The organism is Rhizobium sp. BK008, assembly GCF_014197345.1.
In the GTDB taxonomy this organism is placed as follows: Bacteria; Pseudomonadota; Alphaproteobacteria; order Rhizobiales; family Rhizobiaceae; genus Rhizobium; species Rhizobium anhuiense.
Window position 1 is genome coordinate 520,718 of the sequence record NZ_JACIFK010000003.1, and the last position, 16,257, is coordinate 536,974.

General features: G+C 62.8%; 13 protein-coding genes. 5 read left to right on the top strand and 8 right to left on the bottom strand.

Annotated features, from left to right (window positions below):
- Nucleotides 1–440 precede the first annotated feature (440 nt).
- Together FHT69_RS17200 and FHT69_RS17205 are read right to left on the bottom strand one after the other, a co-directional pair.
- Nucleotides 441–3,587: an efflux RND transporter permease subunit gene (locus tag FHT69_RS17200; protein WP_183905676.1), complete on the bottom strand. Its 3,147-nt coding sequence runs from the start codon at nucleotides 3,585–3,587 to the stop codon at nucleotides 441–443.
- On the bottom strand, nucleotides 3,587–4,687 hold the full coding sequence (locus FHT69_RS17205; RefSeq protein WP_183905677.1) for an efflux RND transporter periplasmic adaptor subunit: 1,101 nt from the start codon (nucleotides 4,685–4,687) through the stop codon (nucleotides 3,587–3,589). The genes FHT69_RS17200 and FHT69_RS17205 overlap by 1 nt, the downstream gene beginning before the upstream one ends.
- A 206-nt stretch (nucleotides 4,688–4,893) precedes the next feature.
- On the opposite strand from FHT69_RS17205, the gene FHT69_RS17210 reads away from it, so the two are divergent.
- The 3 genes from FHT69_RS17210 to FHT69_RS17220 all read left to right on the top strand — a co-directional run bounded on the left by FHT69_RS17210 (nucleotide 4,894) and on the right by FHT69_RS17220 (nucleotide 8,428).
- Nucleotides 4,894–5,580: a response regulator gene (locus FHT69_RS17210; protein WP_047612435.1), complete on the top strand. Its 687-nt coding sequence runs from the start codon at nucleotides 4,894–4,896 to the stop codon at nucleotides 5,578–5,580.
- Between the two features lie 2 nt (nucleotides 5,581–5,582).
- Nucleotides 5,583–6,857 carry an ATP-binding protein gene (locus tag FHT69_RS17215; protein ID WP_183905678.1) on the top strand — a complete coding sequence of 425 codons (1,275 nt, stop codon included), beginning with the start codon at nucleotides 5,583–5,585 and terminating at the stop codon, nucleotides 6,855–6,857.
- A 116-nt stretch (nucleotides 6,858–6,973) separates the two neighbouring features.
- A complete protein-coding gene (locus FHT69_RS17220; protein WP_183905679.1) occupies nucleotides 6,974–8,428 on the top strand; it encodes an efflux transporter outer membrane subunit in 1,455 nt (484 codons plus the stop codon).
- 31 nt (nucleotides 8,429–8,459) lie between these two features.
- On the opposite strand, the gene FHT69_RS17225 is transcribed toward FHT69_RS17220, so the two are convergent.
- The 5 genes from FHT69_RS17225 to FHT69_RS17245 are packed head-to-tail and all read right to left on the bottom strand — an operon-like array spanning nucleotide 8,460 to nucleotide 14,370.
- The gene (locus tag FHT69_RS17225; protein ID WP_097630235.1) at nucleotides 8,460–9,296 is read right to left on the bottom strand and encodes an HpcH/HpaI aldolase/citrate lyase family protein; all 837 of its coding nucleotides are present in this window, start codon (nucleotides 9,294–9,296) and stop codon (nucleotides 8,460–8,462) included.
- The gene (locus tag FHT69_RS17230; protein WP_097542480.1) at nucleotides 9,293–9,745 is read right to left on the bottom strand and encodes a MaoC family dehydratase; all 453 of its coding nucleotides are present in this window, start codon (nucleotides 9,743–9,745) and stop codon (nucleotides 9,293–9,295) included. Before FHT69_RS17230 ends, FHT69_RS17225 begins: the two co-directional genes overlap by 4 nt.
- Complete coding sequence (locus tag FHT69_RS17235; protein ID WP_097630237.1) at nucleotides 9,745–11,610, bottom strand: acetyl/propionyl/methylcrotonyl-CoA carboxylase subunit alpha; 1,866 nt, start codon at nucleotides 11,608–11,610, stop codon at nucleotides 9,745–9,747. Before FHT69_RS17235 ends, FHT69_RS17230 begins: the two co-directional genes overlap by 1 nt.
- 7 nt (nucleotides 11,611–11,617) lie before the next feature.
- Nucleotides 11,618–13,228, bottom strand: coding sequence for a carboxyl transferase domain-containing protein (locus FHT69_RS17240; protein WP_097630238.1), 1,611 nt, complete (start codon nucleotides 13,226–13,228; stop codon nucleotides 11,618–11,620).
- Complete coding sequence (locus FHT69_RS17245; protein ID WP_097542477.1) at nucleotides 13,225–14,370, bottom strand: isovaleryl-CoA dehydrogenase; 1,146 nt, start codon at nucleotides 14,368–14,370, stop codon at nucleotides 13,225–13,227. Before FHT69_RS17245 ends, FHT69_RS17240 begins: the two co-directional genes overlap by 4 nt.
- Nucleotides 14,371–14,538: 168 nt before the next feature.
- Here FHT69_RS17245 and FHT69_RS17250 point away from each other — a divergent pair, with 168 nt between their 5' ends.
- Both FHT69_RS17250 and FHT69_RS17255 read left to right on the top strand, forming a co-directional pair.
- Entirely contained in the window at nucleotides 14,539–14,799 is a 261-nt protein-coding gene (locus FHT69_RS17250; RefSeq protein ID WP_097542661.1) for a type II toxin-antitoxin system Phd/YefM family antitoxin, read from the top strand.
- Nucleotides 14,789–15,208, top strand: a complete 420-nt coding sequence (locus tag FHT69_RS17255) for a hypothetical protein (protein WP_097542476.1) — start codon at nucleotides 14,789–14,791, stop codon at nucleotides 15,206–15,208. The genes FHT69_RS17250 and FHT69_RS17255 overlap by 11 nt, the downstream gene beginning before the upstream one ends.
- Here the strand turns inward: FHT69_RS17255 and FHT69_RS17260 are convergent.
- The gene (locus FHT69_RS17260) at nucleotides 15,192–16,217 is read right to left on the bottom strand and encodes an AraC family transcriptional regulator (protein ID WP_246780730.1); all 1,026 of its coding nucleotides are present in this window, start codon (nucleotides 16,215–16,217) and stop codon (nucleotides 15,192–15,194) included. The two genes, FHT69_RS17255 and FHT69_RS17260, sit on opposite strands and share 17 nt — an antisense overlap.
- Nucleotides 16,218–16,257 lie beyond the last annotated feature (40 nt).

A 16,257-nucleotide genomic window follows, 5' to 3' on the forward strand; every position in this document is an offset into this window, starting at 1 on the left:
CTACCATAATAACGCGTGCGCTCAAGAAAATATAACAATACTCATAGTTTGATTTAAACTTGAGAATGCATCGCGAAGCCTCGGCAAGTATGACTTTCCGCTCCGCGAAGCGGCAACGCAGAATATTTCGATGTGCCTTGGACACACGACACTCCGGATTGGGCTGAGGTCGAACTCTAATAGCTGTTCGGATGTTAAGCGCGGTTAAGGAAGTGTAAAGTTTGGTAAAGATTCAGACGAGGGCAGTTGCCACCAAGGCGATGCGTGCCTGGACTTTCCACACGGTGCAGGACGCGCAGGCGGCACGATGCCGCCTGCGGGGGCATTACGTCCCGCGGTCTCGTTCCGGGGGAGAGGAACGAGACCGAAGAGGTTGACGATCGCCAGGCGTCGCCCTTATCGGGCGCGGGACCTTCTGGCCAATAACCCGGCGAGAGCAGTCATCTCTGACCTTGCCCCCGCTTCGAAAGCTCAGGCTTGAAGGTGATCGTCGTGTGATCGTTGGATGGATGCGGTTCGGCCTCGGCGGTTTCCGGGCCGGTCCGGTGAACGAGGCGCCTGAGCGCCTCGTTCAAGTCGTCGACGAAGGTGAAGATGATAGGGATGACGACGAGGCTGAGCAGCGTCGACATCATCACCCCGCCGATCACCACGATCGCCATCGGCTGCCGGAAGCTGGAATCGCCGCCTGTCAGGCTGAGGGCCACCGGCAGCATACCGGATGCCATGGCAATGGTGGTCATGATGATCGGTCGCGCGCGTTTGTGGCATGCATCCACAAGAGCATCGAACCGAGGCATGCCCTGGCGGCGCGACATGATCGCGTATTCGATCAGAAGGATCGAATTCTTCGTCACCACGCCCATGAGCATGAGCAGCCCGATGACGGCCGCCATCGAGAAGCTGGTTCCGGTCACCACCAGCGGCACCAGCGCGCCGCCGAGCGAGAGCGGCAGAGCCATCAGAAGCGTGAGGGGCTGCAGGAAGTCGTGGAAGAGCAGAACGAGGATCGCGTAGATGCAGAAAACCCCGATTGCCATCGCCAGACCAAAGCTCTGGAACAGCTCCGAACTGCGCTGGAGTTCTCCCTGTTCGACAAGGGTGACGCCCGACGGCAGATGCTGAAGCGCCGGCAGCGCCTGCGCCTCGCGGTTGACGTCGCCCAGGATGCGGCCGTTGAGCTCGACTGAAAGAGTGACATTGCGCATACGATCGATGCGGTCGATTTCCGACGGGCTGCCGCCGATCCGGATATCGGCAATCGACCCGAGATCGACATTGCCGTTCGTCCCAGACACCCGCATGTTCTTGATGTCGTCGAGTTTGGTGCGCGTCTCGGGGCTGAAGCGGACGACGATGGGAACCTGGCGCTGCGGCAGGTTGAGCTTCGGCAGATCGGCGGAATATTCTCCATCCGTCGCCACGCGCACGGCCTCGGCGATGGCGCTCGACGTCACCCCGAGCGCTGCTGCGCGGGCGAAATCGGGCGTGATCTGGATCTCCGGCGCCTGCCTGGCCGCGGTCGATGTCACCGCGCCGATGCCCTGCAGCGTGCGCAGCTGTTCTTCAAGCGCCGTGCTTGCGCTGTCGAGCGCGTTGGCGTCGTCACTGGCAAGGGTGATCTCGAGCTTCGTGCCGTTGCCGCCGCCGCCAACGGCGATCCGCACACCGGGAAGGACCGAGAGAGCCTGCCGGATGTCGTTTTCGATTTCCGACTGTTTGCGGTCGCGCTCGCCGATGGGTGGGAGCACGGCGACGATCGTCGCGGATCCGACGCTGCTCGAGGTGCTGGAATCTGGGCCGCCGCCCGAGGATGCCGAACCGACCGCGGAAAAGACATGCGTCACGTCCTGGAGCTTGCCGATGATATCGGCGGCCTGGCTGGTCGTGGCGTCTGTCTGCTCGATGGTGGCGCCCGGCTGCATGGTGAGCGTGATCTGGGCCCGCGCGTCGTCGGAAGCGGGCAGGAAGCCGGATTTCAGGAGCGGGATGGTGGCCAGCGAAAGCCCGACGACGACGGCGGTCACGGCCACTGTGGTCTTCCTGTGGTTCATGGCGGCTTTCACGATTGCCATATAGGCGCGCATGATGCGGCCGTCCTTTTCCTCTTTCGGATGGGCCTTCATGAAATAGGCGGCCATCATCGGCGTCAGCAGGCGTGCGACAACGAGCGAAACGAGGACGGCGACCGCGGCGGTGATACCGAACTGGCGGAAGATGAGCCCTGGTATGCCGCTCATGAAGGCCGTCGGCAGGAAGACGGCGACCAGCGTGAAGGTGGTGGCGATGACGGCGAGTCCGATCTCGTCGGCCGCCTCCAGAGCGGCGTCGATCGGCCGCTTGCCCATCTGCAAATGGCGGGCGATGTTCTCGACTTCGACGATGGCGTCGTCGACGAGGATGCCGACGACGAGCGACAGCGCAAGCAGGGTGACGATATTAAGGCTGAATCCGGCCAGGTACATGACGAGGAAGGTCGGTATGACGGACAGTGGCAGCGCCACGGCCGACAGGATCGTCGCACGCCAGTCCCGAAGGAAGAGCCAGACGACGACGATCGCCAGGATCGCGCCTTCGTACAGCATGTGCATCGAACCGTCGTAATTGTCGAGGATCGGCCCGATCGTGCTGTAGGCCTCCTCGATCTGGACGTTGGAATGCTTGGCCGCAAACTCCTTCATTGCCTTGTCGACGTCCGCGGCGACACCACTGTCCGAAAAGCCGTTCGAGCGCTTGATCTCGACCGCCACCACCGGTTTGCCGTCGAGATAGGCCATCGAAGATCGCTCCGCGAAGCTGTCGGTGACGGATGCGACGTCGTCGAGGCGAACCTGCTGCCCGTTGGCCAGGGGAATTCGCAGTTCCTTCAGCGCGTCGACCGAGGCAACGGCGCCGAGCGTGCGCAAGGTCTGACGGGTGCCGCCAATCTCTCCGAGGCCACCTGAGGTATCGGCCTGAACCGATTTCAACTGCGCCGACACAGTGGTCGCCGTGACGCCGAATGCGGCCATCGTCGTCGGATCGAGGTCGACGTGAACCTCGCGATCGACACCACCGATACGATTGACCTGTCCAACGCCCGGCACCGAGAGCAGCGCCTTGGTCAGATCGTTGTCGATGAACCAGGAGAGCTCGGTTTCGTTGAGGACGGAAGACCGGACAGCATAGGTGACCAGCGCCGAATTCTGCACGGTGACTTTGCTGACGCTTGGCGTCTGCATCTGCGCCGGCAGATCGGACTTTGCGCTGTCCACGGCATTGCGGACTTCGTTCAAGGCGGTCTCGCTGTCCTTCTCCAGTTTGAAGGAGACGCTGATCGACACCGAGCCGTCGGTAATCGTTGTCGTGATGTGGTCGAGATAGCTCAGCGAGGCAAGATTGTCTTCGATCGTGCGGGCGACCTCAGTTTCCAGCTGCGAAGGTGCGGCGCCGTCGAGCGTCGCAGTCACTTTGATGGTCGGAAGATCCATATCGGGGAAGTTCTGCACCGCCAGATGCTTGAAGGCCAGCAGGCCGCCGACGGCAAGCATTGCAAAGAGCAGGATCGCCGGTACGGGATTGCGGATTGAAAATGCGGAAAAGTTCATCAGCCTTCTCCCGCGACTTTCACGAGATCGTTGTCCGACAGAAACGCTCCGCCCGACGTCACCACTCTCGCCGATTTATCAATGCCCGAGATGATCTCGACTTCGCCGTCATTGCGGCGCCCGGTCTCGACCCGCACCCGTTTTACCCGCTTGTCCTCGCCAACCGCAAAGACGTAGTTGATCCCGTCACGGAAAACGATCGCGGTCTCGGGAACCGTCAGCGCCGGCGTGGTCCTGAGTTCGACGGTGCCGGTGACATAAAGACCGGTGCGCGGCTGAACGTCCTGGGGAAGGGTGACATAGACGATCGCCCGGCTCGTATTGGTGTCGATCGAAGGTCCGACGAGCCTCACCTTGCCCTGAATGCGGCGTCCGTCCGGCCCGTCGATGTCGACGCGCAATCCTTCCGAAATGCGCGAGAGGTACCGGGCGGAAACCTCGGCCTGCCATTCGACCCGCTGCTGGCGGACCATGCGAAACAATTCGCTGCCGGAGGAAACGACGGCGCCGAGCTCGGCCGAGCGCGAGGTGATCAGACCGTCGTCGACGGCCGTGACGGTTGTCTGGTCGAGCTTGATCTTCTGGCTGTCGAGCGCTGCCTCTTCGGATTGAAGACTTGCCGCCGCGGTCTGTTCGTCGGCAAGATATTCGACGATCTTCTCGTCCGAGAGAGCGCCGGAGGGTTGAAGCTGGCGAGCGCGATCAGCATTGGCCTTTGCCTTTGTCAGGTTTGCCTTCGCGGTCACGACGGCCGCCTCCTGCTTGCGAAGATCGGCCTGCACACTGTCCTGCGACATCAGGACGAGGGTCTGCCCCTTCTTAACCACGGAGCCCACATCGGCCAGGATTTCGGTGATGCGAAGTCCGCTCGTCTCGGAAGCGATGATGGCTTCCTGCCAGGGTTTCAGCCAGCCGCTTGCCGGAACGGTTTCCGGCCAGTCCCGCTCAGCCGGCGCCGCCAGCGAGACGGTCAGGGCGGGGGCGGCGGCTTGATCCGCCACGGCACTGCGCAGCGGCAGCAGAAGCGCTGCCGCAATAAGAGCGGTGGCGAATATTCCAGATGGTTTTCTCAACGATGCACTCCTTGTGGTCAAAGGCATCGCTGCCCTTTCCCGATCCGCGCCAACTTGGCGGATGATTGCCACTCATGCGCGGCAACCGGCCTCGGCGCGCGTCCATGTCATGGCAGGATAAGTAACGGGGCGAACGTTAAGTGCGGTCAAGTTAGTGTTAAGATAGGTAAAACTCGCTCACGCGACGGTGTTTGTGCTGTATGGCTTCATCGAATTAATGACGGACGAAGTGAATGAACAAGGTTCTCCTCATCGACGACGATGCCGAGCTGACGACGCTTCTGCAGGAATATCTCGTTGAAGAGGGATATGACGTCGCAACGGATACGGACGGTCGCGCTGCCATTGCCGCTGCTGCCGGCAATACGGTCGATATCATCGTGCTCGACATCATGATGCCTCGGATGAACGGGATCGAGGTTCTGCAGAGGATCAGGAAGCTCAGCCAGGTTCCGGTGCTGATGCTGACCGCAAGGGGCGATGACGTGGACAGGATATCGGGCCTCAATCTCGGCGCCGACGACTATGTGCCGAAGCCATGCTCGCCGGGCGAACTGGCGGCGCGGCTGCGCGCCATCCTGCGCCGGGCGGGGCAGCCGGCAGCCGGCGCGTCGACCGACACGATCAGGGCGGGGCAGCTCGTGCTCCATCCGGGCAGCAGGATCGCCGAATGGCGCGGAGAAAGCCTGGAGCTGACCGGCACCGAGTTCAGCCTGCTCGAAGTGCTTGCCCGCAGCGCCGGCCAGCTCGTGTCGAAGCAGGACATTTCGAAACGGGCCTTCGGCAAGCCGCTGACCCCGTTCGATCGCCGTATCGACGTCCATATCAGCAGCGTGCGCCAGAAGCTCGGACTGAGGGAGGACGGGCAATCCTGGATCCAGTCCGTTCGCGGCCAGGGCTATCAACTTCTCGTGGACTGACCATGCCTAGGCTTTTCTGGAAATTCTTCGCGACGATTTGGTTGACGCTTGCAACGACGCTCACTGTGATCATCGTGATCGTCAACCTCTTTCAGATCCCGCCGCCTGGCCGCGATCGGGAATACCAGGAGCGAGCGATCATTCTGAAGCTGACCGCGAACGTCCTCGCAAGGGATGGGGAGGACGCCGCAGAGCGCTTCATCCGCTCAAGTGAAGATACGGTGCCGCTGGGCCTGACGCTTTCGAAAACCATGGGGTCGCCTGCGTGCGGAGACGAAGGTAGGGCAGAGACGAAGTCCATTCTGAAGGACGGAATTTGCTACCGGATCTCCGTGGCGCCGGAAGCGAACTTCCTTCTCAACGTGGTGGATAACCTGGCGCTGCTGGTGCCTTGGCTTTCGATTTTCGTTTCGAGTACGGTCGCTGCCGCAGCACTCGCCCGCTATCTCATTCGACCCGTCGTGCATTTGCGCGACGGCCTGAGCGCGCTCGCCCATGGCCGCTTCGACTTCCGTATCGGCGACCAGATGGCCGGCCGAAAGGATGAAGTCACTGCGCTGGCGCATGACTTCGATTCCACCGCCGCGCGGCTTCAGGAGCTTCAGGATGCGCAGCAGCGGCTGTTCCATGATGTCTCCCATGAATTGCGTTCGCCCCTGTCCCGCCTGCAGGCTGCCGTCGGCGTTCTTCGGCAGAGCCCGGCCAAACTCGGCGCCATGCTGGACCGAATGGACCGGGAGGTTGAACGGCTCGACGCGCTGGTCGGCGAAGTTCTGACCCTTGCCAGGCTCACCGCCGGCTCCGGCCTGCCGCTGAAGACCCAGGCCCTGGATGTCATCGAACTGCTGAATGAAATCCTTGGCGACGCCGCATTCGAAGCCCAGGCACGAGATGTGTCGATCACGACAAGCGTCGACGGCAGCTTCCGCGCCGAGGTCGAAGGCGAGCTGCTCTACCGGGCACTCGAAAACGTCGTGCGCAACGCCGTCAAATACACGGCCGAACATTCGCACATATCCGTGTCTTGCGAGGCGGCGGCCGAGCGCCTCAAAATCTGCGTCACCGATCGGGGGCCAGGTGTGAGGCGCGACGAACTCGAACGCATCTTCCAGCCGTTCTCACGCGGGAAAGAGGCGGTTCCAAGAGGCGGATACGGCCTGGGTCTTGCCATCACCCGGCAGGCCATCGAGCGCCATGGCGGGCGTGCGCATGCGTCGTTGCCTGACGCCGGAGGCCTGGCGATCACGCTGGAACTTCCGAGACGGCCGACGCCCTAGGGTTCGGTTGATGATCAAGCATCCCGGGATTTTACCTAACTTTACAGTTTCTTTACCGCCATTAACGCTGGCCTCGCTAAGCCTGGATCTCCGATCCCGGTTCAGAAAGCTTGCCAGTGAGTCCGTCGCTCCGCACCAGACTATCATCCCTCCGCTACGCCGCATCCGCCTTCACGCTGCTGCTCGCAGGCTGCGTCAGCGGTCCGGATCACGTTCCCCCTGAGATGCCGCTTCCCGCCAAATTCGAAGAGGGCACCACCAAAAGCAACGGCAATGTCGTGACGGCTGAGTGGTGGAAGGCCTATCGCGACAAGCGGCTCGACGGCTTGGTGGCCCATGGCCTCAGCGAAAACCTCGATGTGCTGCAGGCGCTCGAGAGCATCAATTCGGCTGCCGCCAATGTCACGGTTGCCGGCGCCGGCGGTCTGCCGAGCCTCAGTGTCGACGCTTCGCACACGGTATCCGGTGAAAAGGGGCGGCTGCGCACGACGGTCGGCACCACGAATACCACAGGCGGTGAGGCCAGCCTTTCCTGGCTGCTCGACATCTTCGGCCAGTACCGTCGCTCCAAGGAGAGTGCCATCGCCTCGCTGGGAGCCGCCTATGCGACGGCCGACAATGCAAAGCTCACCTTCCTGAAAGACCTTGTCGAGAGTTATATCGACGCCCGCTATTACCAGGAGCGCATCGCGCTTGCACAGGCGAGCTTGAAATCCCGCCAGCAAACTTACGAACTCACGCAGTTGCAGCTCAAGGCAGGTGCGGCCTCCCGCCTCGACGTCGTTCAGGCCGAGGGCCTGGTGCAGTCGACAAAGTCCGACATTCCCGGCCTCGAACAGAGCTTCACCGAATCGGCCCATCACATTGCCACGCTGCTCGGGATGCCGGCGGCCTCGCTGATGGACGAGCTGCAGAAAAGCGCCGGTCAGCCGGTTTTCCGCGGCGATATTCGCGCCGGCATTCCGGTCGATCTCATCCGCAACCGTCCTGATATAAGAAAGGCCGAACGCGAGCTGGCGGCGGCCGTCGCCGATATCGGTGCTGCCGAAGCCCAGCTTTATCCGTCGATCTCGCTCTCCGGTTCGATTTCGCCGAGCTGGGTCAAATCATCGGGCGCCAGCGGCTCGAGCCTCACCAGCTGGTCCTTCGGACCGACGCTCAACTTGCCGATCTTCGACGGCGGCAAATTGCGCGCAAATGTCGATATCGAGAAATCCGATGCGAGGGCGCAGTATCTCGCCTGGAAAGCGGCGGTGCTGAACGGGGTCGAAGAGGTGGAAAACGCGCTGTCGGCAGTTCGCCGCGACACGCAGACACTGGCGCCGTTGCGCAGGCAGGTGCAGACGGCGGAGGAATCCCTGGCACTGTCGACCGCAAGCTACAAGGACGGCGCCTCGTCGTTGCTCGATGTCCTCGACGCCCAGCGGTCGGTTTCCGATGCTGAGGCAAGCCTTGCCGCTACCGTGCAGCAGGTTGCCAAAGACTATGTGGATCTCTATGTCGCCGTCGGCGCCGGTTATCTCTCGCCAGAAGTGCCTGTCGCCTCCGAGCAGGCGGCGAAATCGGGCTGATCGGCAGAAGGCGGTCAAACGCGTTCCCTGACTATCGTCCTGATATCTCCAGGATGCGGAGCGCGAGCTTGAGATGCGGCAGATCCAGCATGCGCCCGTCAAGTTGAATGACACCTGCGTCGGGCCTGGCGGCAAAGGCGGCGGCGACTTTCTCCGCCCAGGCGATCTCGGATGCATCCGGCGTAAAGGCGTGGTTGATCGTTTCGACCTGGCTCGGATGGATGGCCATCATGCCGGAAAAGCCGTCGCGCCGGGCGCGGCCGACATAGGCCCTGAGACCGCTATGATCGTGGAAATCGGGATAGACGGTGTCGATGGCCGGAACCGCGGCGGCATGGGCTGCGAAGAGCGTCAGCGAGCGGGCAAGCTCGTAAGGCGGCGTGTAACGGCCATCCGTCCGTCGCGCGGTCGCAGCCCCGATCGCGGCGGGCAGATCCTCGGCACCCCAGGTCAGGCCGCAGAGGCTGGCCGCGACGTCCCGGTAGCTGCCGATCTCGAAGATCGCGGACGGCGTTTCGGTTGCGATCGGCAAGATGGGGATTTCAGGTGCAAGTGAGCCTGCGAGCTTCAGCACCGAAGCCGCCCCCTCGGCCTTCGGCAGCATGATCGCGAAAGGATGGAGGCCACTCAGAGCGGCAAGGTCGTTTTCGAACTCCGGGGAGGCGAGGGGATTGATGCGGATCAGGAGATTGGTTTCGCCGGTCTGGCGCAGGACGAATTCGTGGACGGCTTGGCGGGCGCGTGGCTTGTTGGCGGGTGCAACCGAATCTTCGAGATCGAGAATGACGGCATCGGCGCCCGAGGCGAGTGCTTTCTCGAAACGCTCCGGCCGATCGCCGGGCACGAAGAGCAGCGAGCGAAGTCTCATGACGGCTTTACCTTCAGCATGGCGGTGCGCAGGCACTGGCAGACGATCTCGCCGCGCTGGTTCAGGGTGATGTGCCGGAAGGTGACGATGCCGGCGTCGGGGCGGGAGTTCGAGCGGCGCAGTTCGGTCACCTCCGTTTCCACCCGCAGCGTGTCGCCGATGAAGACCGGCTTCGGCATCGTCACTTTGTCGTAACCGAGATTGGCGACGAGCGTGCCGAGCGTTGTGTCGCCGACCGAGAGGCCGACGGTGAGCGCAAAGGTGAAGGTGCCGTTGACGACGATCCGGCCGAATTCGGTGCCGGCCGCATAATCGGCATCGAGATGCAGCGGCTGCGGATTGTGGGAAAGCGTCGTAAACAGCAGGTTGTCGGTCTCGGTGACCGTGCGGCGGATCTCGTGGGCGATGCGGTCGCCGAGCGTCCATTCGTCGAAATAGCGGCCGGCCATCAATCCTGCTCCTTCGTGACGGTGACGACCAGCTGGTTCTCCGAGACCCTGGCGCCGGTGGAAACCTGCAGTTTTCCGATGATGCCGTCGAAAGGCGCGCGCAGCGAATGCTCCATTTTCATCGCTTCGACCGTCAGCAGACGGTCCCCCTTGGCGACATGATCGCCTTCGGCGACATCCACCGAAATCACGAGGCCGGGCATCGGCGAAAGGATCGCGCCATCGCCCGCACCCTGGCTCGCCTCGATTTCGCTGGCGACGGGCAGGCTGATCGGCCAGGTATTGCCGGCGTCGAAAAGCACGGTCGTTTCACCAATCGTGACGATATTTGCCTCAGGCTTCCGACGTGATTGCCCCCAGAAGAGGTGATCGCCGATACGGATGCGCACTCGATTGTCATCCGCGCCGGCGATGCGGAATCCGGCAAGCGCGGCCCAGGGATCATCATCGGTATTTCTTGAAAGCACGGCGGCTGCGGTGTCGATCGCGATTTCGCTCGGCTCCCTCGCCACAAGGCTATCGCCATGGCGGTCGAGGAAGCCGGTATCGATCCGAGCGGCGCGAAAATCCGGATCGGTGGCGATGCGGGCAAGCAGGCCGGCATTGGATCTGACCGGCCAGACCTCGATGCCGGCGCAGGCGGCTGCAAGTTTCGAAAGGGCTGCCTCGCGGTCCGGTCCATGCGCGATGATCTTGGCGATCATCGGATCGTAGAAGGCGGTAATCTCATCGCCCTGTTCGACGCCGCTGTCGACGCGGACGGACTGCGGCAGGCGCAGATGGTCGAGCCGGCCGGTCGAAGGCAGATAACCGGCGGCCGGATTTTCGGCATAGAGCCGGGCTTCGAAGGCCCAGCCATTCATGGCGATCTCGTCCTGGCTTTTCGGCAAGGGCTCGCCGCTCGCGACCTTCAACTGCCAGAGCACCAGATCCTCGCCAGTAATCGCCTCGGTGACGGGGTGTTCTACCTGCAGCCTCGTATTCATCTCCATGAACCAGATACGGTCAGGATGCAGGCCCTGGGAGGCATCGGCGATGAATTCGATGGTGCCGGCGCCGACATAGTTGACCGCTCTTGCGGCCTTGACCGCCGCCTCGCAGATCACCGCCCGGGTGGCGGCATCGAGGCCGGGGGCAGGGGCCTCCTCAATCACCTTCTGATGACGGCGTTGCAGCGAACAATCGCGTTCGAAGAGATGCACGCAATTGCCGAGCTTGTCGGCGAAAACCTGCACCTCGATATGGCGCGGATTGGCGATATAGCGTTCGATCAGAACGCGGTCGTCGCCGAAAGCGGCGGCCGCCTCACGGCGGCAGGAGGCGAGACGTTCGGCGAAATCCTGCGCGCGGTCGACGCGGCGCATGCCCTTGCCGCCGCCGCCGGCAACCGCCTTGATGAGTACGGGATAACCGATGGCCTCGGCTTCCGCCGCCAGCCTCTCTTCGCCCTGGTCCGATCCGAGATAACCGGGGGTCACGGGCACGCCGGCTGCCTGCATCAATTCCTTGGCGGCATCCTTGAGCCCCATCGCCCGGATGGCAGCGGCCGGCGCGCCGACCCAGACGATGCCGGCCTTCTCCACCGCCTCGGCAAAATCGGCATTTTCCGACAGGAAGCCGTAGCCCGGATGGATCGCAGCGGCGCCGCTCTTGCGGGCAGCCTCCAGGATGCGCTGCGGCGAGAGATAGCTTTCGCGGGCCGGCGAGGGGCCGATGGCGATCGCCTCGTCCGCCTCCCTGACAAAGGGCAGGCCGGCATCGGCTTCGGAATAGACGGCAATGGTGCGGATGCCGAGCATCCTGGCCGTGAGGATGACGCGGCGGGCGATTTCGCCCCGGTTGGCAATGAGCAGGCTTTCCATCATCGACGCCTCACATCCTGAACAGGCCGAAGCGCGGCCCTTTCGGGATCGGCGCATTCAGGCAGGCGGAAAAGGCAAGGCCCAGCACGTCCCGCGTCTGGCGTGGATCGATGATGCCGTCGTCCCAAAGGCGGGCGGTGGCATAATAGGGATTGCCCTCGGCCTCGTAGCCGGCGCGGATCGGCGCCTTGAAGGCTTCCTCCTCTTCCATGGGCCAATTCTCACCGCGCGCCTCCATGGAATCTCGGCGAATGGTGGCAAGCACGGAGGCCGCCTGTTCGCCGCCCATCACGCTGATGCGGCTGTTCGGCCAGGTGAAGAGGAAGCGCGGGCGATAGGCGCGGCCGCACATGCCGTAATTGCCGGCACCGAAACTGCCGCCGATGATGACGGTGACCTTCGGCACGGTGGCGGTTGCAACGGCCGTCACCAGCTTGGCCCCGTCCTTGGCGATGCCGCCAGCCTCATAGCGGCCGCCGACCATGAAGCCAGAAATATTCTGCAGGAAAAGCAAGGGTATGCGCCGCTGGCAGGCGAGCTCGATGAAATGGGCGCCCTTCAGCGCACTTTCGGAAAACAGCACGCCGTTATTGGCGATGACGGCGACCGGCATGCCCCAGATGCGGGCGAAACCGCAGACCAGCGTGGTGCCGTAGAGCGGCTTGAACTCATGCAGTTCCGAGCCATCGACGATCCGTCCGATGACCTCGCGCACGTCGTAGGGTGAACGCACATCATCCGGGATGAGACCGCAGAGATCTTCGGGATCGAGTTTCGGCGGTCGCGGCGGCTGGAGGTCGATATCGACTGATTTCACACTGTTGAGGGTGGCTGCGATATCGCGCACGAGCAGCAGCGCATGTTCATCGTTCTCGGCGACATGATCGACGACGCCGGAGCGGCGGCCATGGGTCTCGGCGCCGCCGAGCTCTTCGGCCGAGATGATCTCGCCGGTCGCGGCCTTCACCAGCGGCGGACCGGCGAGGAAGATCGTGCCCTGATTGCGCACGATGACCGTCTCGTCGGACATGGCGGGCACATAGGCGCCGCCGGCGGTGCAGCTTCCCAACACGCAGGCGATCTGTGGGATTCCCTCGGCCGACATCTGGGCCTGGTTGTAGAAGATCGCGCCGAAATGGTCGCGGTCGGGAAAGACGTCGGCCTGATGCGGGAGATTGGCGCCACCGCTATCGACCAGATAGAGGCATGGCAGCCGGTTCTGCAGAGCAATCTCCTGCGCCCGCAGATGTTTCTTCACCGTCAGGGGGTAATAGGCGCCGCCCTTCACCGTCGCGTCATTGGCGACGATCATCACCTCGCGGCCGCAAACACGGCCGATGCCTGTTATGATGCCGGCGCCGGGCGCCTCATCATCATACATGCCGTTGGCCGCCAGCGTGCCGATCTCCAGGAACGGGCTGCCGGCATCGATGAGCAGCTGGATCCGGTCGCGCGGCAGGAGCTTGCCCTTGCCGGTATGGCGCTCGCGCGCTGCCTGCGATCCACCCTGGCGCGCTTTCGCCGAGCGGTCGTGGAGTTCGTCGCTAAGGCCCTTGTTCTTGGCTGTATTGGCCTTGAAGGTCTCGCTATCGCGGTCGATCGCAGTCGAAATCACCGTCATGATGCGATGAGCTCCCGGCCGATCAGGTAGCGGCGGATCTCGTTGGTACCGGCGCCGATATCGTAGAGCTTGGCGTCGCGCAAAAAGCGTTCGACCGGCCATTCCTTGGTATAGCCGGCGCCGCCGAGTGCCTGGATCGCTTCCAGCGAGACCTTCACGGCATTCTCGCTGGCAAAGAGGATCGCGGCGGCCGCATCCGTGCGCGTCGCGCGGCCGGCATCGCAGGCCCGGGCAACGGTATAGACATAGGCGCGCGCCGAATTCAGCGCGACATACATGTCGGCGATCTTGCCCTGCATCAGCTGGAAGTCACCGATCGGCTTACCGAACTGTTTGCGATCGCTGACATAGGGCAGCACGACGTCGAGGCAGGCCTGCATGATGCCAAGCGGCCCGGCGGCGAGCACGGCGCGCTCGTAGTCGAGGCCGGACATCAGGATCTTCACGCCTTCTCCCTCCCGGCCCATCAGCGCCTCGGCCGGCACCTCGCAATCCTGAAAGACCAGTTCGGCGGTATCGCTGCCGCGCATGCCGAGCTTGGAGAGTTTCTTGGAGACGCTGAAGCCCGGCAGGCCCTTTTCGACGATGAAGGCGGAAATGCCTTTCGGGCCGGCTGCGGGATCGGTCTTGGCATAGACGACCAGCACATCGGCATGCGGCGCGTTGGTGATCCAGAATTTGGCGCCGTTCAGAACATAGCGGTCCCCCTTTTTCTCGGCACGCAAGCGCATGGAGACGACATCGGAACCGGAGCCCACCTCGGACATGGCAAGCGAACCCACATGTTCGCCGGAGATCAGTTTCGGCAGATGACGGCGTTTCTGTTCCGGCGAGGCCCAGCGGCGGATCTGGTTGACGCAGAGATTGGAATGGGCACCGTAACTCAAGCCCACGGAAGCCGAGGCCCGTGAAATCTCCTCCATGGCGACGACATGATCGAGATAACCGAGACCGGCGCCGCCGAATTCTTCCTCGACGGTAATCCCATGCAGGCCGAGGGCGCCCATCTCAGGCCAGAGCTGGCGTGGAAACGTGTTGCTTTCGTCGATTTCCGCAGCCAGCGGAGCAATATGAGCGGCAGCAAACCGCGCCGTCGTTTCACGGATCGCGTCCGCGGTTTCGCCGAGCGAAAAATCAAACATGGCACTCCTCCCGCTGAAATATGTAGCGCGGGTTGCGGCGGGGTCAAAGTGCCCTTGAATGATACGGGTGGAGAGCCTTGAGAATTCTCGTCGAGGGCGCGTGAACGCCATTTTCTTGAAAAGATGGAAAATATGGAATATATGGAAATTAAACCGGAGAGTATAGTCATGCGACAGTTCACGACAGGTGATCTCAATAAACAGATTGGTGATGTCACCGATGTCGCGAGCCGCGAGCCGGTTATTCTTACCCGCCACAACAAGCCCCGTTTCGTGCTGATGAGCTATGAACACTATCAGCGGATGCGCAGCGGCGAGGACCCGCGTCGCGCGCATCACATTTCGGAGATGCCGGATGAGCATGCCGAGTTGTTCGGCGAGGCGATTGAGCGACTGGCGCGCGGGGAAAGTTACGACGATGAACCATGAGTTTCGCCCTGGCGAGGTGATAACCTATCCCTATCTCTGGGCATGGCAGCAGCAGCGTGGTGAGACGGAGGGGCGCAAACAGCGCCCGGTCTGTGTCATCATTGCGATCCGCAGTGCGAGCGATGGAAATACGCATCTCGCCCTTCTGGCAATCACCACGCAACCGCCGCCGTCGGGAAGGGCTGCGCTGGAAATTCCCGATATCGAACGTCGGCGTGCTGGTCTCGGTGATCTCAAACAAAGTTGGATCGTCGTCGACGAATACAATTACGATATCGTCGAGCGTTCCTGGTACATCGAGCCTCATCAGGAGGTTCTTGGTCGCTTCAGCAAGTCCTTCGTGATGAAGATTGCCGTCATGTTCGCGAACGCGCGGGGCCGGTCAGAACGAGTCAATCGATTCGACTGACATCCTCTCGATTTTCCGTTCCGTCCCGCCGAAAGGCCTCAGGGCTCTTGCCTATCCATTTCCTGAAGGCCCGGAAGAAGGCGCTCGGCTCGGAATAGCCGAGCTGGACGGCGATCTCGCCGATGGTCTTCGGCGTGTTCAGCAGCAGGTCGACGGCGAGATCCCGGCGGATGTCGTCCTTGATGGCGGCATAGCTTTGTCCCTCGTCGTGCAGGCGGTGGCGGAGCGTGGAGGGCGGCATGCGCATATCGGCGGCAAGCTCGGCAAAACTCCGCCACATGGCAGGCGTTGCCTGACTCAAGCGGCGGCGGACGGCGGCGGCGATACCGGCATCATAGCGGTAGCGCACCAGAATATTGGCGGGCGCGCCGCGCAGGAACTGCTTGAGCGCCTGTTCGCTGCGTGAAATCGGCAGGTCGAGCAGGGTGTTGTCAAAGCCCAGCCGGCTGATGGCTTGCGAGAAGCGCACCGGCGCACCGAAGAAAAGCCGGTAGTCAGCGCCCTGTTTGGGCTCGGCGCAGCGGAAGTCGACGCGCCGGATCGGAATGCGCCGGCCGACCAGCCAGCAGATGATGCCGTGCAGGATGATCCAATAGGTGCGATAGGCGAAGGCCGAACGCGGGCCGCCGGCATCCCGAAGCTCGACCTCGGCCAGACCGTCGCGGATGACGAGCTGTCCCCTGGGATCGTCGAGTACGATATCGAGGAAACGCAGCGCCCGACGAAGCGCATGACCTAGCGTCGGCGCATGCAGCACAGAGTGGCAGAGCAGCGTGAAGCTGCCGCTGCGCATCGGTCGGCCGCCCATACCGAAGAATTCGTCGTCGAGCTCGGCGGCGATGGCCAGCCAGAGCGCGCCATAGGTCTCGGCCGACACCGGTTGATCGATCCGCGGCGGCAGTCCCACGCGCGCAAGGATCGGCGCCGTCGGTTTGCCGAGCCGCCGCAGGCTGTCGAGCGCCTCCTCTACGAAGCCCGGCGCGATCATCCGTCGCTCAATCTCGGCCATCCCACCCTCGCTATGGCAAAACTGGCCGAAATAATGGAGC